This window comes from uncultured Arthrobacter sp., from assembly GCF_902805515.1.
Taxonomy (GTDB): Bacteria; Actinomycetota; Actinomycetes; order Actinomycetales; family Micrococcaceae; genus Arthrobacter_D.
This window is the reverse complement of the sequence record NZ_CADCTE010000066.1, coordinates 53,757-78,019: the sequence shown is the minus strand read 5'-3', so window position 1 is coordinate 78,019 and position 24,263 is coordinate 53,757. Positions and strand designations below refer to the sequence as shown.

Here is a 24,263-nt window from a genome sequence, read left to right as displayed (position 1 = left end):
GCTCCATCCTAGCTCCCGGCCGCCGAAAGCAGCCGCCCCAGCACCGGAAGCTGAACCGTATTGGCCTGGGGTCCGCCGGCCAGGAACGCCTTGAGCGTGCGGGCCGCGGTCCCGGCGTTGACCACCTGCACCAGCGCGGGCGCCGAGCGGTCAAACCCCGGCGGGGTGTCGATGACGGGGTCGAACGGGTTGTTGCGGGCCCCGTGGATCAGCACCCAGCCGGTGACGTTGCATTCGGGGAAGAGTTCCTGGACCTCCCGGACCGTCGCGGGCATGCGCAGCGGCACCGGGCGCCCCTGGTGGCGCAGGGAACGCCCGTCCCAGCTGAAGTTCCCGGGCGATGCGGTGAACGAATCGATCACGGCGATCCGGTACCCGGCGAGCACGACGTGGCCGGCCGCCGTCCGGGCCCGGTTGGGGAACACGAGGCCGTTGACGAGCCGTGCCGCCGGGTACCCCTCGAGCACGGTTGCCTCCACCAGGGCCGCGGTGCGCAGCTCCCCGTCAAGCCGGGACCGCGCCTCCGCGCCGAGCCGCGCAATCAGCCCGGGCTGGCGCGCGGCGCCGTGCGACTGCCGGCCGGCGAGTACCAGGGGCAGCACGGGGGGCTGGTCCGGGGAGAACGGCGGGAGGTAGACGGGCGGGCGGGAGGAGACGCCGTCGTCCCTGGCTCCGGAGCCGGCGGCCGGACGCATGCCGGCGCCAAAGGTGCGGGACCCGGAGGCCTCGTCGCGCCGTCCGCCGAAGCGCCCGCGTTTGTCGTACTGTTCGCGCCGCGCCGGATCGGAGAGGGTCTCGTAGGCGACGGCCACCGAATGGAACAGTTCCTCGCTGCCCCCAAGGTCGGGGTGGGCCTTCCGCGCGGCACGGCGGTAGGCGTCCTTGACCTGCTTGGGTGTGGCACCCGGAGCTATGCCCAGGATGTCGTAGTAGGACGGGTCCGACCGCTCGGGCATCGCACGCCTTTCATTGGGGAAACTCCGGAACTTCGTACACCGGGCCGGGCGGGGCCCCGCCCGGTGCTTCCCCCGGCGCCGCGCGGGCGCCGGAGGGAACCTCAGCGTCGAACGTACCGCGCATAGAGCGCCGATTCCTCATGCAGCAGCGACACGAGCCGCAGCGGCGCCGGCTGCTGCGGGCCCGTGCCGCTGGAGATGCGCGGCCCCTCCCCGCCGGCGAGGAGCGGGCTCAGCGACAGGCACAGCTCGTCGACCAAGCCGGCCGCGGTGAAGGAGGCCAGGACGGCGGGTCCGCCCTCGCACAGCACGCGCCCCAGCCCGCGCCCGGCCAGGTGCCGCACCGCCCGGGCAGGGTCCACCGCCGAGTCACCGCAGTCAACGACGTCGGCAACCCGCTCCAGGGCGCGGCGCCGGCCGGGGTCGGCAGCGGTGGTGGTGAAGATCAGGGGACGCACCGGCGGCGCGGCGAAGAAGCCCGAGGCGGGGTCGAGATCGAGCGAACCGGAGATGACGGCGACGGCGGGATGGCCCGCCCGGCCCGACGCGCGGCGCGCGGCCCGGGCGTCCGGATCGATCAGCTCGCCTTCGTAGCCCTCGGCGCGGACAGTGCCTGCGCCTACGAGAATCACGTCGGCGAGCCGCCGCAGGAGGGCGAAGATCAGCCGGTCCCCGTCGTTGCCCAGCCCTCCGGAGCGGCCGGCGACGGACGCGGCACCGTCGGCCGACGCGATGAAGTTGAACCGGACGAAGGGGCCCGGGGAGGGCGGATACGCGTATTCGGCCAGCAGGTCCGCCTCGGTGAGCGGACCGGGCGCGGCGGGGAGCAGGGAGGTGATCATCGCCCGTCGGAGCCGTTCCGTTCGCCCATGTTGTGCCGGAGGTAGGCCGGAGGCCGGAAGCCCAGGACGGCCTCGGTCAGGCGCAGGGCCGAACGGGCCGCGGCGACATTGTGCATCCTCACGATCCGCGCCCCGCCGAGGATGCAGATCACCGCCGCCGCCAGGGATCCCTCCGTCCGCGACTCCTTGGGGAGGCCGAGGGTCTCGCCGATGAAGTCCTTGTTCGAGACGGCGGCCAGGGTCGGGAATCCGAGCCCGGCGATCTCGGCGAAGCGCCGGGTGATTTCCAGCGACTGCAGGGTGTTCTTGTTGAGGTCGTGCCCGGGGTCGAGCAGGATGCGCTCCTCGGGGACGCCCAGGGAGACCGCGAGGTCGACCCGGCGCAGCAGGAAGTCCGCAACCTCCCGGGCCACGTCGTCGTAGCGGGGCCGGGGGTACGCCGTGCGGGGCTCGGCGAGGCTGTGCGTGATGACCAGGTGGGCGCCCGCGTCCGCCACCACCGCGGCGAGGTCCGGGTTGCGCAGCCCCGTCGTGTCGTTGACGACGTTGGCGCCCGCCGCCAGGGCCGCGGCCGCCACCGAGGGGTGGAAGGTGTCGGCGGAGATGATGACGTCGCCCGCCGCGCGCACGGCGGCGATCACGGGAACGATCCGGTCGGCCTCCTCGGCCTCCGGGATCGGCTCTCCGGGCGCAAAGGGCGCGCCGCCGATGTCGATCCAGTCGGCTCCCTCGGCCACGGCGGCCAGGGAGGCCTTCGTGGCGGCCTCAAGGGCGAAGGTGCGGCCCGAGTCGTAGAACGAATCCGGGGTCCGGTTGATGATGGCCATCAGGGCCACCTGCCGGTCGAAATCCAGGATCCGGGACCCGAAGGCGTGGACGGGGTGCCGGAAGGCCGGCACGAAGATGCCCGGTGGCTCCGGGGCCACAGCTGTTTCGTCCACGAGCTATTTCTACCAGACCCGTCTGCTGCCCGGGTGGCGCAGGTCCGTTGCCGAATCGTCACCGAATTGGCGCCCGGCTTCCGATGTGTCCCCGCGGAGAGTCCTTCCGCTCCCGTCTACGCTTGGCGGGATCCGGGGCCGCGTGCGCGGCCCCGGGGCAAACACATCTGTAATGGGGGAAATACATGGCTGTACTTCGTCGCGCGGTTTTTCCGGCCGCCTGGCTTCTCGTCTTCCTGATCATCGCCGCGGCGCTCGTCAAGATGGCCTTCTTCTCCGCGGCCGAACCGCCGCCCTCCAGCGGGTTTCCCGCCGCGGAGGTGCTGACCCCCACGGTGCCCGTCACCCGGGGAACCGTGGCCAACACCGTGGAACTCACCGGCACGGTGGCTGCCGATGAAGGGGTGTCCATCCGGTCGACCGCGGCCGGCGAGGTCGTGTACCTGTTCGCCGAGGAGGGGCGGGAGGTGGCGGCGGGCGATCCGCTGTTCCAGGTCCGCACCCCTGCCGAGGTCCAGCCCCAGACTCCCGCGGACACCGAAGGGGAGGGGGAGGACTCCGGCGTCCCGGTCCCGGCACCGGAGCCCGTCTATGAGTACTTCGACATCACCGCCCCGGCCTCGGGCACCCTGACCTCCTTCCCGCCGCTGATCGGGGAGGGTGTCTCCATCGGGCAGTCCCTCGGCTCGGTCAGCCCGGGCACCTATCACGTCGCCGGCACCCTCACCGCCGCCCAGCAGTTCCGGCTGCTCGACCGGCCCTCCTCGGCCGTCATCACCATCGCCGGCGGGTCCGCCCCCTTCACCTGCAAGGACCCGCAGATCGGGGATCCGGAACCGGAGGCCGGCGGCACGCCGCCCGCCTCGGAGCGCACGGCCATGGCCGGGCCGATGGGAGGGGAAGGCCTACCCGCGGCCGGTGACGACGGGTCGGCGCCGGCGGGGGAGCTGACCTGCGGCATCCCCTCGGAGGTTCCCTCCTTCGCGGGGCTCTCGGCATCCATCAAGCTCAGCGCGGGCGTGGCCGAGAACGTCATGACCGTACCCACGACGGCCGTCCAGGGCTCCATCGCCGAGGGCATCGTCTGGGTGCTCGGCGCCGAAGGGGCGCAGGAGGAGCGCGAGGTCGAGCTCGGGCTGAACGACGGCTCAACCGTCGAAATCCTCTCCGGGCTCACCGAGGGGGAGAACGTCCTTGAGTTCGTGCCGGGCATCGACGTTCCGCTCCAGCCCGGGATGCAGCCTGCCGAGATGGGGGGCCGGGGATGACGGCACCAGAAGCAGTCCCGGCGGCCGGCACCGCCTGGCCGCCGCTGGTCTCCCTCCGGCAGGTGACCCGCACCGTGCGCATCGCCGACTCAAAGGAACTCCACATCCTGCGCGGCATCGACCTCGACATCCACCCCTCGGACTCCCTCTCAATCGTCGGCCGGTCCGGGTCGGGAAAGTCGACCCTCCTGAACCTCCTCGGGCTCCTCGACCTCCCCACCGAAGGCACCCTGTCCTTCCGGGGAATGGACGTCCGCGCCCTCAGGGGAGACGCCCGGGCACGGCTGCGCGGGGGCGCCATCGGGTTCATCTTCCAGCAGTTCAACCTGCTGCCGGGACGGACCGCCCTCGAAAACGTGATGACCCCCCTGCTCTACGCCGAGGGCCGGCAGTTCTGGAAGCGCGAGAAGCTCGCCGCCGCCATGCTCGACCGGGTGGGCCTGGGCGACCGGATGCGCGAGCTGCCCTCGAACCTCTCCGGAGGTGAACAGCAGCGCGTGGCGATCGCCCGGGCGCTGGTGCGCACCCCCGAACTGATCCTGGCCGACGAACCGACCGGCGCCCTCGATATCGAGACCGGAGCCATCGTGATGGAACTGCTCGACGAGGTCGCGGCGGAGTCGGGGGCCGCGCTGGTTACGATCACCCACGACGCCAACGTGGCGGTGCGGGCGCGCAGCCACTACCGGCTCGACGCCGGCGTGCTGCGGCCCGAGGCGGCGGCGGCATGACCGCCCTCCTCGGCGCGGTTCTCGAGGCGTTCTCGGAGCTGCGCATCCACAAGACGCGCGTCCTGCTGGCGCTGCTGGGAGTGATGCTCTCGGTCGCGGCGCTCACCTCGGTCGTGGCCCTGGGCAATATGGCCTCCGCCGGCATGGTGCAGAGCTCCGAACGCATGGGCGGACGGGCCGCGACCCTGGGTGTCTCCGCCGCCTCGGCCGGGCCCGACCAGTCGGCGGTCGTGGCGGCCTACGCGGAGGTCGTCGACCGGTACAGCATCGAGTACAGCTCCCTGCGGGTCGACACCTTCCTCGGCATCCGCACTCCGGCCGGCCGCATCGACACCATGAGCCTGCTGGTGGAACCGGACTACGGGACGATGCGGCGCATGAACGTGGTGGACGGGCGCTGGTTCACCGACGCCGACACGGAGCGCCTGGCCCCCGTACTGATCGTCAATGAAGCCTTCCACACCCTGATGGGCTCACCGGACATCACCGCCGACCCGGGCGTTGAGCTGCTGGGGGAGCGGAACGTCAAGGCCGTCATTGTCGGCATCCTCGCCAACGACTACTCCGGGGCGCAGCCGCAGGCCTACCTCCTGAAGAACCAGACCGACCGGTGGGAGGTCGCGGGTGTCCAGGGCGCCCCACCGACGCTGGAGGCGTGGGTGCCCGCCGGGCTGGCCGATGAGCTCACGGCCCGGATCACCGCCGATCTGCAGGCCCAGTTCGGTCCCGACGTCTCGGTATACCGCCAGGACTACGCCGCTCAGGGCGACCCGTACGGCGGCCTCACCCTCGTGATCGGCGGAGTCGCTGGGCTCGTGCTGCTGCTCGGAGCCGTGGGGCTGCTCAATATTTCGATGGTGACCGTGAAGTACAGGGTGCGGGAGATCGGCATCCGGCGGAGCTTCGGGGCGACCTCGGGCCGGATCTTCTTCGGAGTGATGATGGAATCGGTCGTCGCCACCTCCGTGGCCGGCGTGGCGGGGGTCATGCTCTCCGTCGCCGTCGTCAGCCATCCGCGGATCCAGCCGCTGCTGGCGGCCGGTGCCACGGACCTGCCGCCCTTCCCGATCGGCGCCGCACTCGTGGGGGTCGGATCCGCCATCGCCGTGGGCGCGCTCGCCGGGCTGATCCCGGCCCTCGTCGCGGTGCGGGTCAAGGTGATCGACGCCATTCGATACTAAGCCGCCGGCCGGGACCGGCCACCGGAACGGCCCGCCCCGGTCCGTTGCGGCGGCTGCCGGGCGCCCCGGACTGCCCGGCGGGCAGCCGGAGGAAGGCTGACCGGTGCCCGGCGCCCCGCCGCCGAATCGGCGGATACCGGCTCCGCCGCTAGAATCGGTGTATGCCCGTGTACCTCGATCACGCGGCGACTACGCCTCTATCGGCGCCAGCGCTCGCCGCATTGACCTTCGAACTCAGCCGCAGCGGCAACCCCTCCTCGCTGCACGGCTCCGGCCGGCGTGCCCGCCGGGGCGTCGAGGACGCCCGCGAAAGCCTCGCCCGGGCCGCCGGCGCCCACCCCTCCGAAGTGATCTTCACCTCGGGCGGAACCGAAGCGGACAACCTGGCCGTCAAGGGCCTCTACTGGGCCCGCACGGCCGAGGACCCCCGCCGCACCCGCATCATCGCCTCGCCCGTCGAGCACCACGCGGTGCAGGACACCATCGAATGGCTTGAGCGGCACGAGGGGGCGCAGGTGACGTGGCTGCCCGTCGACGGCGCCGGCGTCGTCTCGGTCGAGGCGCTGCGCACCGAACTCGAGGCGCACGCCGACGCCACGGCCCTGGTCGCGGTCATGTGGGCCAACAACGAGGTGGGAACCGTCCAGCCCATCGCCGAGATCACCGCCCTGGCCGCGGCGCACGCGGTGCCGGTGCATTCCGACGCCGTCCAGGCATTCGGCTCCCTTCCGGTCTCCTTCGCCGGCTCCGGGCTGGCCACCATGGCCGTCAGCGCCCACAAGATCGGCGGGCCCGTGGGGGTGGGCGCGCTCTTCGTGGGCCGGTCGGTGAAACTCACCCCGGTCCAGCACGGGGGCGGCCAGGAGCGCGATATCCGCTCGGGCACCCTCGACGCGCCGGGGATCGCGGCGTTCGCCGCCGCCGCCGACGCGGCGGTGGGCCACCTGGCCGGGGAGTCGGCGCGGCTCTCCGCCCTGAGGGACCGCCTTATCGAAGGCGTCCAGCGGGCGGTGCCCGAGGCCGTCCTGCGCGGCGTCGCGCATCCGGCGCCCGCCGGAGCGCGGCTGCCCGGAAACGCCCACTTCACCTTCCCCGGCTGCGAGGGGGACTCGCTGCTGTTCCTGCTCGACCTGGCCGGGATCGAATCCTCAACCGGCGCCGCGTGCACCGCGGGGGTGCCCCGGCCCTCCCACGTGCTCCTGGCGATGGGGCTGAGCGAGGACGAAGCCCGCGGCGCCCAACGCTTCACCCTGGGCCACACCTCCTCCGCGGAGGATGTCGACGCCCTTCTTGCGGCCCTCCCCGATGCCTGCGCCCGTGCGCGCAAGGCGGGCATGGCCGGCCATGCATCATCAATCCAAACGGCAGGAACAGGTTTTTCCCTATGAAGGTACTTGCAGCTATGAGCGGCGGGGTCGATTCGGCCGTCGCTGCGGCCCGCGCCGTGGAGGCCGGGCACGACGTCGTCGGGGTGCACCTTGCGCTGTCCCGGATGCCCGGGACCCTGCGCACCGGCAGCCGGGGCTGCTGCACCATCGAGGACTCCCGGGACGCCTGGCGCGCCTGTGACATCCTCGGCATCCCCTACTACGTGTGGGACTTCTCGGAGCGCTTCAAGGAGGACGTGGTCGACGACTTCATCGCCGAGTACGCGGCCGGGCGCACCCCCAACCCCTGCATGCGCTGCAACGAGCGGATCAAGTTTGCCGCCCTGCTCGAAAAGGCGCTGGCGCTGGGCTTCGACGCCGTCTGCACCGGGCACTACGCCAAGGTCATCGAGGACGCCGACGGCAACCGGGAGCTCCACCGCGCCGCGGACTGGGCGAAGGACCAGTCCTACGTGCTGGGCGTGCTGACCCACGAGCAGCTCAAGCACTCGATGTTCCCCCTCGCGGAGACCCCGTCGAAGGCCGAGGTGCGCGCCGAAGCCGAGCGCCGCGGGCTGTCGGTGGCCAACAAGCCGGACAGCCACGACATCTGCTTCATCCCCGACGGCGACACCCGCGGCTGGCTCGAGGAGCGCATCGACCTCACCGAGGGCGACATCCTCGACGTCGACGGAACGAAGCTCGGCACCCACCCCGGCGCCAACGCGTTCACCGTGGGCCAGCGCAAGGGCCTGAAGCTTGGCCGGCCCGCGCCCGACGGCAAGCCGCGCTTTGTCCTGGAGATCCGGCCCAAGGAAAACACCGTGGTGGTCGGCCCGGAGCAGCTGCTCGCCATCGATTCGATGCGCGGCATCAAGGTCTCCTGGGCCGGCAGGCCCATCGCCGAGGTAGACACCGGTGAGGAGTTCGACTGCATGGCCCAGGTGCGCGCGCACGGCGACCCCGTCGACGCCCGAGCCCGCGTCGAAGCCGGTGCCGACGGACGCCCCGAGCTCGTCGTGCGCCTGGTCGAACCGATGCGCGGGGTGGCCCCCGGGCAGACCGTCGTGCTGTATCAGGGCAGCCGCGTGCTGGGCCAGGCGACCATCGATTCGGCCCGGTCCGCACTCCGCCCCGAACCGGCCGGCGTCGCCGGCTGAGCCTTCCGCCGCACCGCGGACACAGTTAAGGGTGCCCCCGGAAGTCTGATTGACTGGTTCCATGAGCGAAGAGACACGTGATTTCGACCCTGAGGCGAGTTCCCTCGCGGGATCCGTGAAGCCCGAGGTGATGGCCGAACTCCTGTCGGTGCGCAGCAGCATCGACAATATCGACGCGACGCTCGTGTACCTGCTGGCCGAACGCTTCAAGGCCACCCAGCGGGTGGGCCACCTCAAGGCCGAGCACCGGCTCCCCGCGGGCGACCCGGCCCGCGAGGCGGCGCAGATCGCGCGCCTGCGCGCCCTGGCGGCGGAGGCGCACCTCGACCCGGCCTTCGCCGAAAAGTTCCTCAACTTCATCATCTCCGAGGTGATCCGCCACCATCAGGCGATTTCGGAGACCCGCAACGGGGAAGCGTCAGGACGCGCACCGGAGGGCACCGGTGGGGCCTGAGTCCTCCGCCGCTCCCGGGACCGGAACACCTGCCGGCCCGGCCGGCACCGGGGCGGTGCAGGCCGCCGCGACGGCATCCGGCGACTGGCCCGGGACCGACCCGCTGGAGGCGCACCGGGCGGTGCGCGGCGAACTCGGCGGCCCGCATCTGCCGTTCCTTGCCGCCCTGCCGCAGCGCGGGCCCGGCAGCGACGCCGTCGGCCGCACCCTCGGGATGCTCGTTGAGCTTCCCTTCGACCTTCAGCCCCACGGCTGGCGCCTCGTGGCCCGCCCGGGGAAGGACCAGCGCAGGGCTGAGTCGGCGCTGTCGTCAGACCTCAACGCGCTTGGCGATATCGCCGGAGCGGAGGAGGCACCCGCCGCACGCGTGAAGGTGCACCTGCGCGGCCCTCTCTCGGTGGCGGCCAACGTCCACCTCCACTCCGGGGAGCGGGCCCTGCTCGACGCCGGCGCGCGGCGGGAGATCTACGCCTCACTGGCGGCGGGGGCCGCCGACCTGGTCCGGCGGACCGCGGCGGTGGCCCGCGGCGCCGTCGTCGAGGTGCAGCTCGATGAGCCCGAGGCCGACGCCGTGCTCGCCGGCCGGATCCCGACCGCCAGCGGCTACCGGACGCTGCGCGCGGTGCCGCGACAGGAGGCCACCGACGCTTGGGCGGGCCTCCACCGGGCCGTCCGGGCCGCCGGCGCGGACCGGCTGGTGCTCCGCGTGCCCGGCGGCGACGACGTGCTCGACGCCGCCCTCTCAAGCCCCGCCGACACGCTCGGGCTGCCCTTCGGTGCAGTGACTGACGCCCAGTGGGAGCGGCTGGCCGAGGCCGTCGAGTCGGGGCGCCGGCTGTGGGCCGGGATCCTGGGCCCGGGTGCCACGGTGCCGCAGGTCTCGGCGCTCGTGGCCGCCGTCGTCGACCCCTGGCGCCGGGTCGGCCTCCCGGACGCGGCGCTGGGTGCCCTGACCGTGACCTCCCTGGAGGGGCTGGCCGGGCTCACCCCCGCCGCCGCCCGGCAGAGCCTGACGCGGCTGGTCGGCGCCGCGGAGGCCCTGACCCAGCTCGCCGCGGAGGCCTAGGTCCGCTCCTCCCACCGCCGCGGCTGGGCCGGGCCGGGGAGCACGCCGTCGAACGCCTGGAGCTCGTAGTCGAAACTCCCGGCGTACACGAGCAGGGTGCCCAGCTGGCGGTGCACCACCCGGGTCGTGATGCGGAAGCGCTGCCCGTCCCACCACTGCTCCATGGTGGCACTGGCGCCGACGGCGTCGGGCAGGGCAATCCGGATCCCCGCGAAGACGCGTGTTGCGGTGGACACCATGCGCATGTGCCCGCCGTCCGTGACCGAGCAGGTCAGCGCCGTCGCCATGCGCCGCCGCGAGCCCAGGTAGTCGGTCAGCCGCCCGTCCTGCAGCGACGTGGTGTCCTCAAACACCCGGACCGCAGTGCTGAACCGGATCTCGCGCCGCGCGGTCAGCGCCGGCCGGCCGAACGGGTCGGTATGCGGGTAGTTGGCGATCGTGAACGGCACCGAGGTCTCGTATTCGGGGAAGAAGGCGTTGTCGAGGGCCGTGAGCCGGAACGCCGGCCGGGCGAACCGGGCCGGGGAGCCGGCGACGTCGAACCGGCCGGTTCCCACCCCGGCCTTTCCGCTGCCGGCGGAGAGCCCGAAGTACTCACGCAGTTCCGGCTGGAGCCGGTCAAAGTCCCGGCCCAGAACCTCCTGGTAGATCGATTTCACCGCAATGTTCCTCCCTGCTTGCTCTCAGATCCGCGGGCGGTGCCCCGCCCGCGGGGACTGCCGGCGGCGGCCGCGGCGTTCACAGCCGGCCCGCCGCCTTGAGCCGGATGTAGGTGTCGGCGAGCCGGGGCGGAAGCTCCAGCGGATGTTCATCGACCACCTCGGCGCCCAGCTGTTTCAGCCGCGCCGTGACCGCCTCCCGGTCCAGCAGCGCCCGCTCCGCCGCTGCGGCCCGGTACGCGTCGGCGGCCGTGCCCCGCACGGCCCGCAGCTCCCCGAGCCGCGGATCGCGCACGGAGGCGATCACCACCAGATGCTGCGCGGTGAGCCCGGGAAGCACCGGCAGCAGGCCTTCCTCGACGGCGCCGGAGTCGAGGGAGGTCAGCAGCACCACCAGCGACCGGTGGGGGGAGACCGAGCGGATCTGCGCCGGGATCCGGGAGAAGTCCGCCTCGATCAGTTCCGGTTCCAGGGGGGCCATCGCCCGCACCAGGGCGTTGAGGAGGTTCGCCTTGGCCCCGGAGTCGACCCGGGCCCGGAGGCGGCGGTCGAAGGCGAGGAAGTCGACCTTGTCGCCGCCGTGCTGGGCGAGCACGGCCAGCAGCAGGGCCGCCTCGATGCCGGTGTCGAGGCGCGGCTCGTCGGCGATCCGCGCGGCGGAGGTCCGCGAGGTGTCAAGGACGATCACCACGCGGCGGTCCCTTTCGGGCCGCCAGGTGCGCACCACGGTGTCCCGCCGCCGCGCGCTGGCCCGCCAGTCGATGGAGCGCACGTCGTCACCGCGCACATAGTCGCGCAGCGAATCGAACTCCGTTCCCGCGCCCCGGATCTGCACCGCGGCCCGCCCGTCGAGCTCTCGAAGCCGGCGCAGCTTCGAGGGAAGGTGGCGCTTGGAAAGGAACGGCGGGAGCACGCGCAGCTCCGCTGGCACCGGGAGGGTCAGCTGGCGCGCCGCGAGGCCGAGCGGTCCGTAGCTGCGGAGGGTGACCGAGCCGGTGGTGAGGATCCCCCGGCGGGCCGGCAGCAGCGACACCTCCATGCGGTGCACCCGGCCGGCGGCCACGCGCAGGCGCTGTTCGGGGTTGGCGGCCCCGGCCGAGGGCTGCCACGGGTCACGGACGGCCGCCCGGAGGGTGCGGCCGGTGTCGTTGGACAGCAGGAGCGCGCCGACGCAGCCCTCGCCCAGGCGCACGGTGGCGGGCAGGGCCCTGCGCACTCCGACCCGGCGGGGAGAGGCGGCAAGCAGCAGGTCGACGGCGACACCTGCGGCCAGCAGCCCGGCCCAGATCAGCGCGGGCAGCGCGCCGGGGAACAGCACGATGGGCAGCGCGCCGAGCAGGGCCAGCAGCACCAGGCGTCCGCTAACCGCCACCGCGGGCCTCCCCTCCGGGGCCTCCGCCGGCGGCGCGGTGCGGTGCGGCGCGGTTCACCGGGGAACCGGAACGACGGCGAGGATCCCGCCGAGGACCTCATCGACGCCGACGCCGTCCATCTGGGCCTCCGGCCGCATGGCGACGCGGTGCCGCAGGGCGGGCATGGCGAGGGTCTTCACATCGTCCGGGGTGACGAAGTTGCGTCCGGACAGCCACGCCCAGGCACGCGCCGTCGTCAGCAGCGCGGTCGCCCCGCGCGGGGAGACGCCCAGCTGGAACGACGGCGCCGCCCGGGTGGCGCGCACCAGGTCGACGATGTAGGCAATCACCTCCGGGGCGATCGACACCCTGCCGACCGCGCGGCGCGCCGCGGCGAGGTCGGAGGCCCCGGCAACGGCGCGGACCCCGGCGCCGCCAAGGTTCCGCGGGTCGAAGCCCTCACTGTGCCGGCGGATCACTTCGATCTCGTCGTCCCGTCCGGGCAGCGGCAGGACGAGCTTGAGCAGGAAGCGGTCGAGCTGGGCCTCCGGCAGCGGGTAGGTGCCCTCGTACTCGACCGGGTTCTGGGTGGCCGCCACGATGAACGGGTCCGGAAGGGCGCGGGAGACCCCGTCCACCGAGACCTGGCGCTCCTCCATCGCCTCGAGCAGCGAGGCCTGGGTCTTCGGCGGCGTCCGGTTGATCTCGTCGGCGAGCAGGATATTGGTGAAGACCGGGCCCTCCCGGAAGGTGAACTCGGAGGTGCGCGATTCGTAGATGAGCGAACCGGTGATGTCACCGGGCATCAGGTCCGGGGTGAACTGGACCCGCTTGGTGTCGAGGCTGAGCGCCGCCGACAGGGTGCGGATCAGCAGCGTCTTGGCGACCCCGGGCACACCCTCGAGGAGCACGTGCCCGTTGGCGAGCAGGGCGATGAGCAGTCCGGTCACCGCCGCGTCCTGCCCCACGACCGCCTTGCCGACCTCGGCCCGCACGTCCAGGAGTGCGCGGCGGGGGGAGTCATCGACCGTCCGCCCCGCCGGAGCCTGCTCCGTCACGGTGTCCACCCCCTGGTGCGCCGCGTGAGCCCCGGTGCCGTCCTGCTGCCATCCACTCTGTCGGTTCATGAGTTGTTGATCTCCTTTTCGAGGTCCAGAAGCTGTTGCGCCCAGCGCGCGAGGTCCTTCTCCGTGGACGGAGGTGGGCCGTCAAGGAGCGAGTGGACGTCCTCGCGGCGGCGGCCGGTCTTGTGCGCCACGGCCTGCACGACGGCGGCCCGGGCACTGGACGGGGGCAGGCGCAGCCGGACCGCGGCCCGGCTGAGGGTAGCCGCCCGCAGGTTCTCCGCGGCGTGCCGGACGGCCCGGGAACCCTGGTAGAGGCGGGCCCGGCCCTCCGCGGTTTCGGCGGCGCTGACGACGACCGGGAGTGGTTCCACGGCGAGCGGGCCCAGCCGCCGGCCCCGCCACAGCATGGCCAGGAGGGCGCATCCGAGCAGCCAGAGCATCAGGGAGTTGACCCAGTCCGGAAGCAGCTCCAGCGGGTTGGCGGGCGGGCCGGTGGCACCGGCGAGGTCCGCGGTGCTCGGCTGGTACCAGATGAGGGATTCTCCCGCGCCGAGGGTGGACAGCGCGAGTGAGGCGTTGCCGGCCTCCTCGATGGTGCCGTTCATGAGGATTTCCGGGTTGCCCAGGACGACCGTCCCCTCGACGGCGGCATACGAGGCGCCCGTCCCGCCGTCGGCGGCGGGGGAGCTGAAGCATTCGACGGGCGCCGAGTAGAGCTGGCCGCCGCCGGTGATCTCCCCGGCGGTCCGGGCCTCCTCCTCGTTGCAGCCGGCGCGCACCGCTCCGCGGCCGTCCTCGGCGGGTCCTGCGGGCAGGATCTCCGGGGCCAGCACCAGCAGCTGGGGCTCGGAGGGTGCGGCGAGGACTCTGCTCGGAAACGAGCGGTTCAGCGAGGACAGCTGTTCCTCATTGAGCCACCCGTTGGGGTCGGAGAAGAACAGGGTGGCCCCGGGGAGGCGGGCCCGGGCGGCTTCCGCCTCGGCCAGGGTGCGCGCATGGACCACTTCGACCCCCTGGTCGCCGAGGACCTCGGCCACGGCGCGGGAACCCGTCGGCGTCGCATTGCCCGGCGAGAGCGGAGTGGTGTCGGCGTCGGTGCGGGTGAGCAGCCCGAGCACCACGACGGCGGCGATGACGAAGGCCAGCAGCAGCCCCGGCAGCGCCCGCCGCAGCCGCCGGCGGCCGGTCGCGGCAACGCTCCCGCCATCTCCGGTGATTCCGCGGGCCGCCGCAGCGGGAGCGGCGGACGTGTCCGCTGGTGTTGGGCCGGCCGCCGTCGGGGCGGCGGGCAGGTCGGCGGGCAGGGCGGACGGCGGTTGCACCGAGGCCCGCCGGGGCGCTGCATGCCGGCTCACCGGGCGGCCCCGGGAACGCCCTCGTCCGCCGGGACGCCCCCGGCCAGGGCCGCATCGAGCGCCTGGGCCCGCGCCGCGTCGGCCTCATCGGCCTCCGAGGCGGCGCCCCGGCCGTACTGGACCTCGTTGAACCTCTCGGCCAGCCAGCGGATCTCCGCGGCCGAGCCCGGGAAGGCCGGTGCGAGGCCGGCCGCCGCCTCGGTGGCGGTACGGCTGAGCCGCTCCTCGAGGATTCCGCGTTCCTCGGCGTCCCGGACGACCGCGCGCAGGCGTTCGGCCAGGGCCTCGTTCCACCGGCCCGCTCCGGCGGCGGCCGCCGCAAGGCGGCGGTGCTCGGCGGCCGGAAGGGTGGCTCCGTTGGAGAACACCGTCCGCTGGGCGCGGTCCGCCCGGGCGTTGAGGCGGGGCCGGATCAGCACGACGGCCACGACGATGATGAGCACGGCTCCGGCGGCCAGCAGGAGCGTGCCCGGTCCGGCCCCCACCGTCCGGATGCCCGACAGCGCCTCCATGAACCAGTCGAAGGCGGCCTGGACCGCCCGTTCGAGCAGGGAGGGCTGGGCCTCCTGGTAGGCCGGTTTGGCCAGTTCCTCCCGAAGCAGCTCCCGGGCCTCGTCGCGGTCGACCGGCGTCTCGGGCATCACCGGGGGAACGCCCGGGGGCAGGGCGCCGGGCCTGGGGACATCACCGCAGGCCCTCCAGCGGTCCCGGCCCGTACCCCGGGCCGCCCTGGCCCGCGGCCCGTTCGGTCTCGGCGAGGAGGACCACGTCGAAGCCTTCCCTGCGGATGCGCAGGTCGATGTACAGCAGGGAGGTGACGCCGGACTGGAAGGCATAGCCGATGGCGGCGAAGAAGGCCGAGATGACCTGGGTCAGGACCAGCACCGGGAGGGAATCGAGCGCATCCGCCGTGCCGGCCGCCGGGGCGTCGGAGAAGCTGAACAGCGCCATCACGATAAAGCTGATGGGGGTCGACACCACCGAGGTGATGATTGCGACCATAACGCTGGTCAGCAGGATGATGCCGAAGGTCCGCCACCAGTTGCGCCCGGTCAGCACCCAGGACCGGCGCGCCGATGCCATCGGTCCGGTCCCTTCGAGCATGAGGGCCGCCGGTGCGAGGGCCAGTTTGATGCTGATCCAGGTGAGGACCACGAAGACGGCGAAGATCAGCGGGATGATGATGAACAGCGAGGCGTCCTCAAGGGCCGCGGCCAGCCCGATGGCGATCACCACGAACAGGCCAAGACCCACGGCCACCGCCAGGGTGAGCATCAGCCCCAGCCCCAGCAGGGGGAGGATGCGGCGGGCCGAAAGCTTCCACAGCTGGGCGAAGCCGGTCCTCTGGTTCAGCACAGCACGGGCCACCGGAATCACAAGCACACCCTGGAGGATGAGCAGCGCCCCGAGGGAAACGATCGTCACCACCGAGGCGAAGGAGACCGCCGAGGCCACGGTGCCGCCCAGCTGGTCGGGGGAGACGGTGCCCATCGCCATCTGGTCGAGGCTGCTGAGCAGCCCGGCCGACATCAGGGCGGTCACCAGGGCCACGATGGTCTGGAAGAGGATGGCCGTGCCGAAGGTGGCCAGCGGGTTCCGGCGGCAGGCCTGGAAGGCGCCGTCAAGGATTTCGCCAAGGCCCAGCGGGCGCAGCGGAATCACCCCCGGCTTGGGGGGAGCGGCGTAGGCCTGCGGCGGCAGCGAACCCCAGCCCTGGGGAGCCCCCGGGCCGGGGGCGGCCGCACCCGGCCCGTACCCGCCGCCCCAGCTCTGGCCCCAGCTGTTCTGGCCGGAGCCGTCGGGGCCGGGCCCGGCAAACCCCGGGTCCTGCGGGCCCGGCGGGCGGAACGGCTGGTCCGGCGCCGCGCCGGAGGGAGGAGGGAAGCCGGGGTACTGCTCTGGCACCGGCCCCGCGGGAGGGTGCCAGGCTGGGTCCCGGCGGGACCCGTCGGATGGATCGTTGCTCATGCTGTCCTTCTCGAAGCGGGCGCCGGTGCGGTCTGTTCACGTTGAACTATAATCACCGGTGCCTCCCGAGGGCAGTAGGCGGACACGCTGGTGTTTCCCTCGGGCCCGGCGGAGCGTGAAACGTCCCGCCGATGCCGCCCGATCCGCTGCGGCACGCGGAGGAAGTGCCCAATGGGACATTGGAGACCGGATGGGAGACTATTGAGGCATGAAGGCACGCATCCTGGTGATTGACGACGACGAAGCCCTTTCCGAGATGATCGGCATTGTGCTGCGCAACGACGGGTTCGACCCGGTGTTCTGCGCGGACGGCGCCGCGGCGCTCGGGGTGTTCCGGTCGGCCCAGCCGGACCTCGTGCTGCTCGACCTCATGCTTCCGGGCCTCGACGGTATCGAGGTGTGCCGGCAGATCCGGGCCGAATCGGATGTCCCCATCGTGATGCTGACCGCCAAGTCCGACACCTCCGACGTCGTGCGCGGCCTCGAATCCGGTGCCGACGACTACGTGCCCAAGCCGTTCAAGCCGGCCGAACTCGTAGCGCGCGTGCGCGCCCGGCTGCGCCCCGGTGACACGCGGGCGCCGGAGACGCTGAGGATCGGCGAGGTCTCCATCGACGTCGCCGGACACTCGGTGACCCGCGGCAACGACAAGGTCTCGCTGACTCCGCTCGAATTCGACCTGCTCGTGGCCCTGGCCCGCAAGCCGTGGCAGGTCTTCACCCGGGAACTGCTCCTTGAGCAGGTCTGGGGCTACCGCCACGCCGCGGACACCCGGCTGGTCAACGTCCATGTGCAGCGGCTGCGCTCGAAGATCGAACGCGACCCCGAGGCACCCGAGATTATCCTGACGGTCCGCGGCGTCGGATATAAGGCAGGTCAAGGCTGAGGTGAACACCCGGGCAGCCCGCGCCGTCGAAGCGGCGATCCAGGGCGCCGGACGGGGGCTGCGGCAGGCCCGCCGGGCGGCGTCCTTCATCGCCGGCCGCTGGCGCCGTTCCCTGCAGTTCCGCACGGTCGTCGCGACGCTGCTGCTGACCTCCCTCGCCCTCGTGGCGGTGGGGGGCTTCCTGTCCAACCAGATCGCCAACGGCCTGTACAAGGAGCGGTTCGGGCAGTTCCAGGGCGAGGCGAGCTACGGCCTGGGCGAGATCAAGGAAATCTTTAGGGACACCACGGCCGCCGACCGGGACTCGACGGACCGGCTGGCCCGTGACACCCTCGACCGGCTCGGGGCCCCCGGCGCCGACGCCCCTCGGCAGTGGCTGCTCAGCCCGCTGCCCGGCCAGCAGGGCTACTGGGTTCCGGCCCTGGCCAGCCATAAGGCGATGACGGAGTCCGCACTCATCCCGCCCGAGCTCAGCGCCGCCGTCGCGGAGGGCGAGGACCAGTACTGGGCCCCGATCACGATTCCCCGCTCAGAAGCGACCGGCGGCCTGCAGGCGCCGGGGGTCGCCTTCGCCACCAAGGTCACCCTGCCCCCGGACAGCACCACCTACGCCGTCTACATCATCTACGACCTCTCCTCCATGCAGCTGACCCTCGACTACATCCACCGCGTGCTGTGGATCGCCGGGACGGTGCTGCTGGGGATCATCGGGGCGATCGCCTGGTTCGTGACACGCAGCGTCGTCCGGCCCGTCAGCCATGCCGCCCTCGTCTCGGAGAAGCTGGCCGCCGGCGAGCTGCAGGAGCGGATGGAGGTCCGCGGCGAGGATGAGGTCGCCCGGCTCGGTGCGTCCTTCAACCACATGGCCACCAGCCTCCAGGACCAGATCACCCAGCTGGCGCAGCTGTCCCAGATGCAGCAGCGGTTCGTCTCGGACGTCTCCCACGAACTGCGGACCCCGTTGACGACGGTCCGGATGGCCGCCGAGGTGCTCCACGAGGCGCGGACCGACTTCGACCCCGTGAACAAGCGGTCCGCGGAAATTCTCTACGACCAGGTGGAACGGTTCCAGTCACTGCTGGCTGACCTCCTCGAAATTTCCCGCTTCGACGCCGGCGCGGCGGTGCTTGAGTCCGAGCCCACCGACCTCTTCCAGGTGGTGAAGCACGTCGTCGACGGGGCCCAGCCGCTGGCCGACAACTTCGGCTCGGACCTGCGCATCGTCTCGTCCGAGAGCAGCTGCATCGTCGACGCCGACCCCCGCCGGATCGGGCGGATCCTGCGCAATCTGGTCGTCAATGCGCTCGAGCACGGCAAGGGGAAACCCGTCCACATCTATATCGCCTCGAACCCCGACGCGGTCGCCGTCGCGGTGCGCGACTACGGCATCGGTATGAGCGAGGATGAGGCCTCGAGGGTCTTTGACCGCTTCTGGCGGGCGGACCCCGCCCGCGCCCGCACCACGGGCGGAAGCGGGCTGGGGCTGTCCATCGCCGTCGAAGACGCACGCCTGCACTCGGCCTGGCTCCAGGCATGGGGCGAGCCGGGTAACGGATCCTGCTTCCGGCTTACCCTGCCCAAGCAGCGCGGCGGCGAGTTGAAAGTCTCCCCGCTGCCCCTGCCGCCGCGCGACCGGCTGCCGCTGCCGCTCGCCGCAGGGCCATCGGGCGCCGCACCCGCCGACGCCCCGCCCGCCGATGTGCCGTCCGCCGGTCCTTCGGGCACTGTGCCTACCGACGCCCCGCCCACCGACGTCCCGCCCGCCGGACCTTCGGGCGCTGTGCCTACCGACGTCCGGCCCGCGGCCGGGGCCGGCACCCCCGACCCGCAGCTGAAGGAGAAAAGTGAAATCCAGTAGGCCCGCCGGAACGCGGGGCTCCTTCATCGCCGCGGTCGTTGCCTTGCTCCTGATCCTCTCCGGCTGCTCCTCCATTCCCCGGAGCGGACCGGTGGCCACCATTCCCGCGCCCGCGGTCGAGGAGGACACCGTGTCCCAGGTCTTCTCACCCGAAGGCCCGCAGCCGGGCGCGCCGCCCGAGGTGCTCCTCCAGGAGTTCATCACGGCGGGCACCGGCGCCGCCGACGGGTACAAGGTGGCCCGGGAATTCCTGACCCCGGAGCTGGCCCGGACGTGGCAGCCCGAGGAACGGATCGTAATCTTCCGGGCCGACCCGAGGATCATCCAGCGCGAGGCCGAGGGCGCGCTGCAGGTGCAGCTCGAGATCACCGGAATCATTGACGCCCGGGGCATCCGCACCGACCCGCCGACTCCGACCACCGAAAGCGTCCGCGCCGAAATGGTGAAGGTCAACGGGCAGTGGCGCATCAGTGAAATCCCCAACGGGATCATGGTCACCGAAAGCAACGCCTCCCTGCTGGCCACCGCGCACCACCTCTACTTCTACAGCAGCGGCTACCGGTACTGGGTGCCCGACGTCCGCTGGTTCGTCCGCCGCCCCGGCATCGCCGCCCGGGTGGTGCAGGCCCTGCTCGCCGGCCCCGCCCCCTACCTCCAGGGTGCTGTCACCAGCGCCTTCCCCGAGGGGGTCACCCTCGCACAGGAATCGGTGCCGATCGCCTCAGGGGTGGCCTCCGTCGAACTGTCCGCCGACGTCCTTCAGGACGCTACGGACCTCCGTCTCCAGCAGATGGAGCAGCAGCTGCGGGTGAACCTCACCACGCTCAACGACGTCACCTCCGTGGAGATGAGCGCCGGCCAGCCGATCGACCTCGGCAGCCCCGACCCGGCCCTCGTGATTCCAGACTTCAACCCCCCGGTGGGCAATGAGCAGGTGGTCATCGCGGACAATGAGGTGCGCACCGTACGGAACCTCGATGTGCTCCCGGTCGAGGGGCTGCCCTCGGTGGCCGACTACAGCCCGAAGGACCCGGCGCGGTCCCTCGAGGGGAGCAACTTCGCGTTCCTGAACGGCCGGTCCACGGCGCTGCTGGCCACCGCCCCGGGCAGCGAGGTCCGCACCGCCGTCGAAGGCACCGGTCTCACCGCCCCCAGCTTCGACACCAGCAACTGGGTGTGGACCGCACGCAGCGTGGAGGGCGGCCCGAGCGGCCGCGGCACCGAGGTGGTCGCGGTGCCTCCGGGCGGGGTGACGCGCAATGCGGTCGTCGTCTCCGCGTCGTGGCTCGCAGACCGCACGGTCAGGGAGCTCCAGATCTCCCGGGACGGCGCCCGCGCCCTCCTCGTCGTCGATGAGGCCGGGGCCTCCGAGGTGCTGCTCGCCGGCATCACGCGCAGCGCCCAGGGCATTCCGCAGAGCCTGGGGACCCCGATTGCCCTCAACGCGGGCGCGGACATCGGCACCGCCAAGTGGGCGGGGGAGAGCACCATCGTCGCCTCCCCGGTCTCGGAGACGGCCGAGGTGACGCCCCTGATCGTCCAGCTCAGCGGGGAGACCGAGGCCCTTAAGCCGCACAAGGGTGTGCTGAACATCAGCGCCGGAAGCGATCCGCAGGAAGACTTCTACATTCAGACCGCGGAGGCGCTCTTTGCCAGGGTGGGACTGAGCTGGATCCGCAGCGTCGAAGGGGTACGGGACCCGGCCTTCCCCGGCTGATGCCGAGAGGGCCGCTCCCGCCGCCGCGCCGCGCCGCGCGCCGCCTGACGGGAGCTGGCGGCACCGCCCGGCTACGCGCTCCGCGCGCCCTGCCGGGTGGTCCGCGCTCCCCGGGTTCCACACTGCACCCTTATCCACACAGCCCTTATCCCCACAGCCCCTTATCCACACAGCCCCTTATCCACACCGCCCCTTATCCACACCGCACGCCGGTGCCCCGGCATCCCCAGCCTCCGCGGCACCCTTAAGGCATGGCTCACCCGGTCCGCGTACTCCCGGAAGCCGGCGCGGTGCCCGGCGGCGGCATCGACTGCAGCAGGGGCGGTGGCGTCCCGGCCGCGGCCGGCCGCGCCCTTCGGGGTTTCTGGGCACTGATCCTGCCGACCTCCTGCGTGGGATGCGGCCGCCATGACACCTCCCTGTGTCGGCCGTGCCGCCGGACCCTCCGGCGGGCCACGGTGCGTCCCTTCCGGGCCGAAGCCGGAGCCGGTTCCCTCCCGCTGCGCGATCCCGACGGACCGGGAAGCGGCACCGGCGCTCCGGGCGATGACGATGCCGGAGGCGGCTTTGAGCCGCTGCCGGTGGTCGCCGCGGGAATCTACCGGGGAGTGGTCGCCCGGGCCCTGCTGGCGTTCAAGAATGCCGGCCACACCGACCTGGCCCGCCCCCTCGCGGCGGCCCTCGGCGGTGCCCTGCTCGCCGCATGCTCGGACCTGCCGGCGGGTCCCTGCCTGCTGGTGCCCGTCCCCACCCGCGGCCGGTCCCTGCGCCGGCGCGGCTACGACCCGTTGGGCCTGCTGCTGGACGGACTCCGCCGCCGCGGTGAGCTCCCTGCCGGGTCCCGGCTTGCACGGCCCGTGGGGCACCGGCATCCGGGGGTGCGTGCGGGCGGACGGCCCGCCGGCATCCCGTGGTTTCCCTCGGCGCGGCGGGGCGGGCAGAAGGGGCTGGGGCGGCGCGGCCGGCAGGAAAACGTCGCCGGGTCGATGCGGGTTCGGCGGCGGTACCGCGGCCGCCTGGAGGGGGTGCAGTGCCTCGTCGTGGACGACGTCCTGACCACCGGAGCGACCCTCGCGGAGGTCGTCAGGGCGCTGCGGGCCGAGGGCGCGGCGGTGGCCGGTGCCGTCGTCCTGGCGGCCACGCCACCGCCGTCCGGAGCCGAGTTGGCTTACAGCGAATTCCGGAGAAATCGGCGCGGGGAGGGATGAATTACGGGGTGCCGTGATCTACCGTGAGGTATGGGTGTTAGAAAGCAGACAAGCACCCATCGGCAGCGGACCGGGGCAGCCTGACCGGCCGCTGTTGTGTCACCTTAGCGATTTGGAGGGCACCATGGAATTTGTGATTAACGGCCGGAACCTTGCAGTATCGGACCGGTTCCGCGAGTACGCCGCAGAGAAGGTCGACAAGATCGAACAGCTCGGCGATAAGGTCCAGCGGGTGGATGCCAAGATCACCAAGGAAACAAGTGCCAGGGACGCCGACACGGCCCTCACCGTCGAACTGACGGTACTGTGCAAGGGCCCGGTCATCCGGGCCGAGGCCACGGCCGGCGACAAGTTCGCCGCCTTCGACCTCGCCTACAACAAACTCCTCGAACGCCTCCGCCGGGCGCGGGACCGCCGCAAGGTCCACCACGGACGGCACACACCCGTCGCGGTCGGCGCTGCCACCGCCGGGCTCGAACCCGTCAGCACCTCCCAGCCGATCTACGCCGCGCTGGCGGACGATTCCGCCAATGGAACGACGGCTGGAACGACGGCGCCCGCCGCCTCGACTGATCCCTACGAGTCGCCGGACGATGTCCCGGCAGGGGACTCACCGGTCCTCATCCGGCGGAAGGTCTTCTCCGGAGAGCCGATCACCCTCGATGACGCCGTCGACAACATGGAACTGGTCGGCCACGACTTCTACCTCTTCGTCGACTCTGCCACCGGTGCCCCCTCGGTCGTCTACCGGCGCCAGGGCTGGACCTACGGAGTCATCACCCTCGATTCGAAGTGCGCCGAAGGGACGCAGGACCCCCAGGAGGAGCTCCTGGCGTACCGGGCGAAGGAAGCCGCTGCAACCCAGTGACACCCCGTCCCACTTCCGGGCCCCGGACCTGCGCCGCTAACGGCGCGTCCGGGGCCTCGTCGTCGGCCCGTCCGTTACCCCCGGCAGGGCCATGACCGTTCACCTCACCCTGTCCCAGGCCCGCAGGGCAGCCCTGCTGGCCCAGGGACTCGCCAAGACCCGGCCCACGGCTCCGCCCTCCGCGCGGTCCGTGGGCCGGATCCTCGATAGGCTGCAGCTGCTCCAGATCGATTCGGTCAACGTGCTGGTGCGCTCCCACTACCTTCCGGTCTTCTCGCGGCTGGGCGCGTACGACCCGGCGGTCCTCGATCGGTTCGCCGGCAGGCATCCGCGCCGGCTGACGGAGTACTGGGCGCACGAGGCCAGCTTCATCGACCCTGCCCTGTTCCCGCACCTGCGCCCCTGGCAGCGGCGCACCTGGAGCGGAGCGTCGGGGATGGACCCGGTGCTCCGCTCATCCCTGGAGGAACGGATCCTCACGCTCCTTGCCTCGAGCCGGGCGCTGACCGCCGGACAGGTGCAGGAACGCCTCGGCCACTCGGAGCAGCGCAGCACCGATAACTGGGGATGGAACTGGAGCGCGGTCAAACGCGTCCTCGAGGACCTCTTCGCCCGCGGGGAAATCAGCTCGGCCGGCCGGACCTCATCCTTCGAACGCCGGTACGCACCCTCGGCCCGGGTGCTGCCCACCTCCGACCTCGCAGCCGAGGAGGCCGACCCGCGCGAGGCGATCCTTGTCCTGACCGAACGCGCCGCCGCCGCGCTGGGCATCGGCACAGTGCGCAGTTTCGCCGACTACTTCCGCACCCCCGTCCGCGACACCGCGGAGGCGGTGCGGATCCTCGAGGGGAGGGGGGTCCTCACCCCCGCCCAGGTGGGCTCCTGGAACCGGCCGGCCTACCTCCACCGCGACGCCGCAATCCCGCGCCGCGCCGCCGGGCGGGCGCTGCTGAGCCCTTTCGACTCCCTCGTCTTCGACCGCCCGCGGCTCGAGGAGCTCTTCGGCTTCCACTACCGGCTCGAAATCTATACTCCTGCGGCGGCACGCCGCTACGGGTATTACGTCCTGCCCTTCCTGCTCGGAGAGACGATGGCGGCCCGGGTGGACCTCAAGGCCGACCGGGCCACCGGGCGTCTGCTGGTGCGCGGAAGCTACGCCGAACCGGGCGCGCCCGCGGACACCGCCGACGAACTCTCAGCTGAACTGGGTACCATGGCCGGATGGCTCGGCCTGCAGCAGGTCGTCGTCGAACCCGTGGGAGACCTCGCGGCGCCGCTTTCCGCGGCGCTGGGGCGGCGTTGAGCCGTTCGGGAACTAAAGCGGGAGACAAAGCGTCTTCCCGTAGACTGATCACGCCA

Annotated in this window: 22 protein-coding genes; 13 read left to right on the top strand and 9 right to left on the bottom strand. The window is 72.3% G+C overall.

Translation table 11 applies throughout. The features are described from left to right. Positions 1-8 precede the first annotated feature (8 nt). The 3 genes from QZX79_RS05570 to folP form a co-directional block, all read right to left on the bottom strand. A complete protein-coding gene (locus tag QZX79_RS05570; RefSeq protein ID WP_294565790.1) occupies positions 9-956 on the bottom strand; it encodes a J domain-containing protein in 948 nt (315 codons plus the stop codon). Positions 957-1,057: 101 nt separating this feature from the next. Then, positions 1,058-1,798 carry a pyrimidine reductase family protein gene (locus QZX79_RS05565; RefSeq protein ID WP_294565787.1) on the bottom strand — a complete coding sequence of 247 codons (741 nt, stop codon included), beginning with the start codon at positions 1,796-1,798 and terminating at the stop codon, positions 1,058-1,060. Further along, entirely contained in the window at positions 1,795-2,739 is a 945-nt protein-coding gene (gene folP, locus QZX79_RS05560; RefSeq protein WP_294565784.1) for a dihydropteroate synthase, read from the bottom strand. The genes QZX79_RS05565 and folP overlap by 4 nt, the downstream gene beginning before the upstream one ends. Before the next feature lie 185 nt (positions 2,740-2,924). On the opposite strand from folP, the gene QZX79_RS05555 reads away from it, so the two are divergent. The 7 genes from QZX79_RS05555 (at position 2,925) to QZX79_RS05525 (ending at position 9,966) form a co-directional block, all read left to right on the top strand. Then, the gene (locus QZX79_RS05555) at positions 2,925-4,007 is read left to right on the top strand and encodes an efflux RND transporter periplasmic adaptor subunit (RefSeq protein ID WP_294565781.1); all 1,083 of its coding nucleotides are present in this window, start codon (positions 2,925-2,927) and stop codon (positions 4,005-4,007) included. Continuing rightward, complete coding sequence (locus QZX79_RS05550; protein ID WP_294565778.1) at positions 4,004-4,738, top strand: ABC transporter ATP-binding protein; 735 nt, start codon at positions 4,004-4,006, stop codon at positions 4,736-4,738. The genes QZX79_RS05555 and QZX79_RS05550 overlap by 4 nt, the downstream gene beginning before the upstream one ends. Beyond that, the gene (locus QZX79_RS05545; RefSeq protein ID WP_294565775.1) at positions 4,735-5,919 is read left to right on the top strand and encodes an ABC transporter permease; all 1,185 of its coding nucleotides are present in this window, start codon (positions 4,735-4,737) and stop codon (positions 5,917-5,919) included. The genes QZX79_RS05550 and QZX79_RS05545 overlap by 4 nt, the downstream gene beginning before the upstream one ends. Positions 5,920-6,080: 161 nt before the next feature. Beyond that, a complete protein-coding gene (locus QZX79_RS05540) occupies positions 6,081-7,307 on the top strand; it encodes a cysteine desulfurase family protein (protein ID WP_294565773.1) in 1,227 nt (408 codons plus the stop codon). Beyond that, on the top strand, positions 7,304-8,446 hold the full coding sequence (gene mnmA / locus QZX79_RS05535) for a tRNA 2-thiouridine(34) synthase MnmA (protein WP_294565770.1): 1,143 nt from the start codon (positions 7,304-7,306) through the stop codon (positions 8,444-8,446). The genes QZX79_RS05540 and mnmA overlap by 4 nt, the downstream gene beginning before the upstream one ends. A 61-nt stretch (positions 8,447-8,507) precedes the next feature. Further along, positions 8,508-8,900 carry a chorismate mutase gene (locus QZX79_RS05530; protein WP_294565767.1) on the top strand — a complete coding sequence of 131 codons (393 nt, stop codon included), beginning with the start codon at positions 8,508-8,510 and terminating at the stop codon, positions 8,898-8,900. Beyond that, entirely contained in the window at positions 8,890-9,966 is a 1,077-nt protein-coding gene (locus tag QZX79_RS05525; RefSeq protein WP_294565764.1) for a hypothetical protein, read from the top strand. Before QZX79_RS05530 ends, QZX79_RS05525 begins: the two co-directional genes overlap by 11 nt. Here QZX79_RS05525 and QZX79_RS05520 read toward each other — a convergent pair. The 6 genes from QZX79_RS05520 to QZX79_RS05495 all read right to left on the bottom strand — a co-directional run bounded on the left by QZX79_RS05520 (position 9,963) and on the right by QZX79_RS05495 (position 16,367). Next, on the bottom strand, positions 9,963-10,625 hold the full coding sequence (locus QZX79_RS05520) for a DUF4166 domain-containing protein (protein WP_294565763.1): 663 nt from the start codon (positions 10,623-10,625) through the stop codon (positions 9,963-9,965). The two genes, QZX79_RS05525 and QZX79_RS05520, sit on opposite strands and share 4 nt — an antisense overlap. A 79-nt stretch (positions 10,626-10,704) precedes the next feature. Further along, positions 10,705-11,997 (bottom strand): DUF58 domain-containing protein, encoded by a 1,293-nt coding sequence (locus QZX79_RS05515; RefSeq protein WP_294565761.1) that lies wholly within the window; start codon positions 11,995-11,997, stop codon positions 10,705-10,707. 54 nt (positions 11,998-12,051) lie between these two features. Next, positions 12,052-13,104: a MoxR family ATPase gene (locus tag QZX79_RS05510; protein WP_294565758.1), complete on the bottom strand. Its 1,053-nt coding sequence runs from the start codon at positions 13,102-13,104 to the stop codon at positions 12,052-12,054. Further along, positions 13,101-14,366, bottom strand: coding sequence for a DUF4350 domain-containing protein (locus tag QZX79_RS05505; RefSeq protein ID WP_294565754.1), 1,266 nt, complete (start codon positions 14,364-14,366; stop codon positions 13,101-13,103). The genes QZX79_RS05510 and QZX79_RS05505 overlap by 4 nt, the downstream gene beginning before the upstream one ends. A 29-nt stretch (positions 14,367-14,395) precedes the next feature. Next, positions 14,396-15,040 carry a DUF4129 domain-containing protein gene (locus QZX79_RS05500; protein ID WP_294565751.1) on the bottom strand — a complete coding sequence of 215 codons (645 nt, stop codon included), beginning with the start codon at positions 15,038-15,040 and terminating at the stop codon, positions 14,396-14,398. 43 nt (positions 15,041-15,083) lie between these two features. Next, positions 15,084-16,367, bottom strand: coding sequence for a hypothetical protein (locus QZX79_RS05495; RefSeq protein ID WP_294565747.1), 1,284 nt, complete (start codon positions 16,365-16,367; stop codon positions 15,084-15,086). Between the two features lie 208 nt (positions 16,368-16,575). Between QZX79_RS05495 and mtrA the strand changes: the two genes are divergently transcribed. The 6 genes from mtrA (at position 16,576) to QZX79_RS05465 (ending at position 24,207) form a co-directional block, all read left to right on the top strand. Continuing rightward, entirely contained in the window at positions 16,576-17,253 is a 678-nt protein-coding gene (mtrA, locus tag QZX79_RS05490; RefSeq protein ID WP_198812133.1) for an MtrAB system response regulator MtrA, read from the top strand. A 37-nt stretch (positions 17,254-17,290) separates the two neighbouring features. Beyond that, positions 17,291-19,111 (top strand): MtrAB system histidine kinase MtrB, encoded by a 1,821-nt coding sequence (gene mtrB / locus QZX79_RS05485; protein ID WP_294565858.1) that lies wholly within the window; start codon positions 17,291-17,293, stop codon positions 19,109-19,111. Beyond that, positions 19,098-20,828, top strand: coding sequence for an LpqB family beta-propeller domain-containing protein (locus tag QZX79_RS05480; RefSeq protein ID WP_294565736.1), 1,731 nt, complete (start codon positions 19,098-19,100; stop codon positions 20,826-20,828). The genes mtrB and QZX79_RS05480 overlap by 14 nt, the downstream gene beginning before the upstream one ends. Positions 20,829-21,079: 251 nt before the next feature. Then, the gene (locus tag QZX79_RS05475) at positions 21,080-22,036 is read left to right on the top strand and encodes a ComF family protein (protein WP_294565733.1); all 957 of its coding nucleotides are present in this window, start codon (positions 21,080-21,082) and stop codon (positions 22,034-22,036) included. A 124-nt stretch (positions 22,037-22,160) separates the two neighbouring features. After that, on the top strand, positions 22,161-22,904 hold the full coding sequence (gene raiA, locus QZX79_RS05470; RefSeq protein ID WP_294565730.1) for a ribosome hibernation-promoting factor, HPF/YfiA family: 744 nt from the start codon (positions 22,161-22,163) through the stop codon (positions 22,902-22,904). A 91-nt stretch (positions 22,905-22,995) separates the two neighbouring features. After that, positions 22,996-24,207: a winged helix-turn-helix domain-containing protein gene (locus tag QZX79_RS05465; protein WP_294565728.1), complete on the top strand. Its 1,212-nt coding sequence runs from the start codon at positions 22,996-22,998 to the stop codon at positions 24,205-24,207. Positions 24,208-24,263 lie beyond the last annotated feature (56 nt).

Bases quoted from the DNA above. Each gene is read 5' to 3' on its own strand.
- QZX79_RS05570 (WP_294565790.1), bottom strand. From the start codon at position 956: ATGCCCGAGCGGTCGGACCCGTCCTACTACGACATCCTGGGCATAGCT.
- QZX79_RS05565 (WP_294565787.1), bottom strand. From the start codon at position 1,798: ATGATCACCTCCCTGCTCCCCGCCGCGCCCGGTCCGCTCACCGAGGCG.
- QZX79_RS05555 (WP_294565781.1), top strand. From the start codon at position 2,925: ATGGCTGTACTTCGTCGCGCGGTTTTTCCGGCCGCCTGGCTTCTCGTC.
- QZX79_RS05550 (WP_294565778.1), top strand. From the start codon at position 4,004: ATGACGGCACCAGAAGCAGTCCCGGCGGCCGGCACCGCCTGGCCGCCG.
- QZX79_RS05545 (WP_294565775.1), top strand. From the start codon at position 4,735: ATGACCGCCCTCCTCGGCGCGGTTCTCGAGGCGTTCTCGGAGCTGCGC.
- QZX79_RS05540 (WP_294565773.1), top strand. From the start codon at position 6,081: ATGCCCGTGTACCTCGATCACGCGGCGACTACGCCTCTATCGGCGCCA.
- mnmA (WP_294565770.1), top strand. From the start codon at position 7,304: ATGAAGGTACTTGCAGCTATGAGCGGCGGGGTCGATTCGGCCGTCGCT.
- QZX79_RS05530 (WP_294565767.1), top strand. From the start codon at position 8,508: ATGAGCGAAGAGACACGTGATTTCGACCCTGAGGCGAGTTCCCTCGCG.
- QZX79_RS05510 (WP_294565758.1), bottom strand. From the start codon at position 13,104: ATGAACCGACAGAGTGGATGGCAGCAGGACGGCACCGGGGCTCACGCG.
- QZX79_RS05500 (WP_294565751.1), bottom strand. From the start codon at position 15,040: ATGCCCGAGACGCCGGTCGACCGCGACGAGGCCCGGGAGCTGCTTCGG.
- QZX79_RS05495 (WP_294565747.1), bottom strand. From the start codon at position 16,367: ATGAGCAACGATCCATCCGACGGGTCCCGCCGGGACCCAGCCTGGCAC.
- mtrA (WP_198812133.1), top strand. From the start codon at position 16,576: ATGAAGGCACGCATCCTGGTGATTGACGACGACGAAGCCCTTTCCGAG.
- QZX79_RS05475 (WP_294565733.1), top strand. From the start codon at position 21,080: ATGGCTCACCCGGTCCGCGTACTCCCGGAAGCCGGCGCGGTGCCCGGC.
- raiA (WP_294565730.1), top strand. From the start codon at position 22,161: ATGGAATTTGTGATTAACGGCCGGAACCTTGCAGTATCGGACCGGTTC.
- QZX79_RS05465 (WP_294565728.1), top strand. From the start codon at position 22,996: ATGACCGTTCACCTCACCCTGTCCCAGGCCCGCAGGGCAGCCCTGCTG.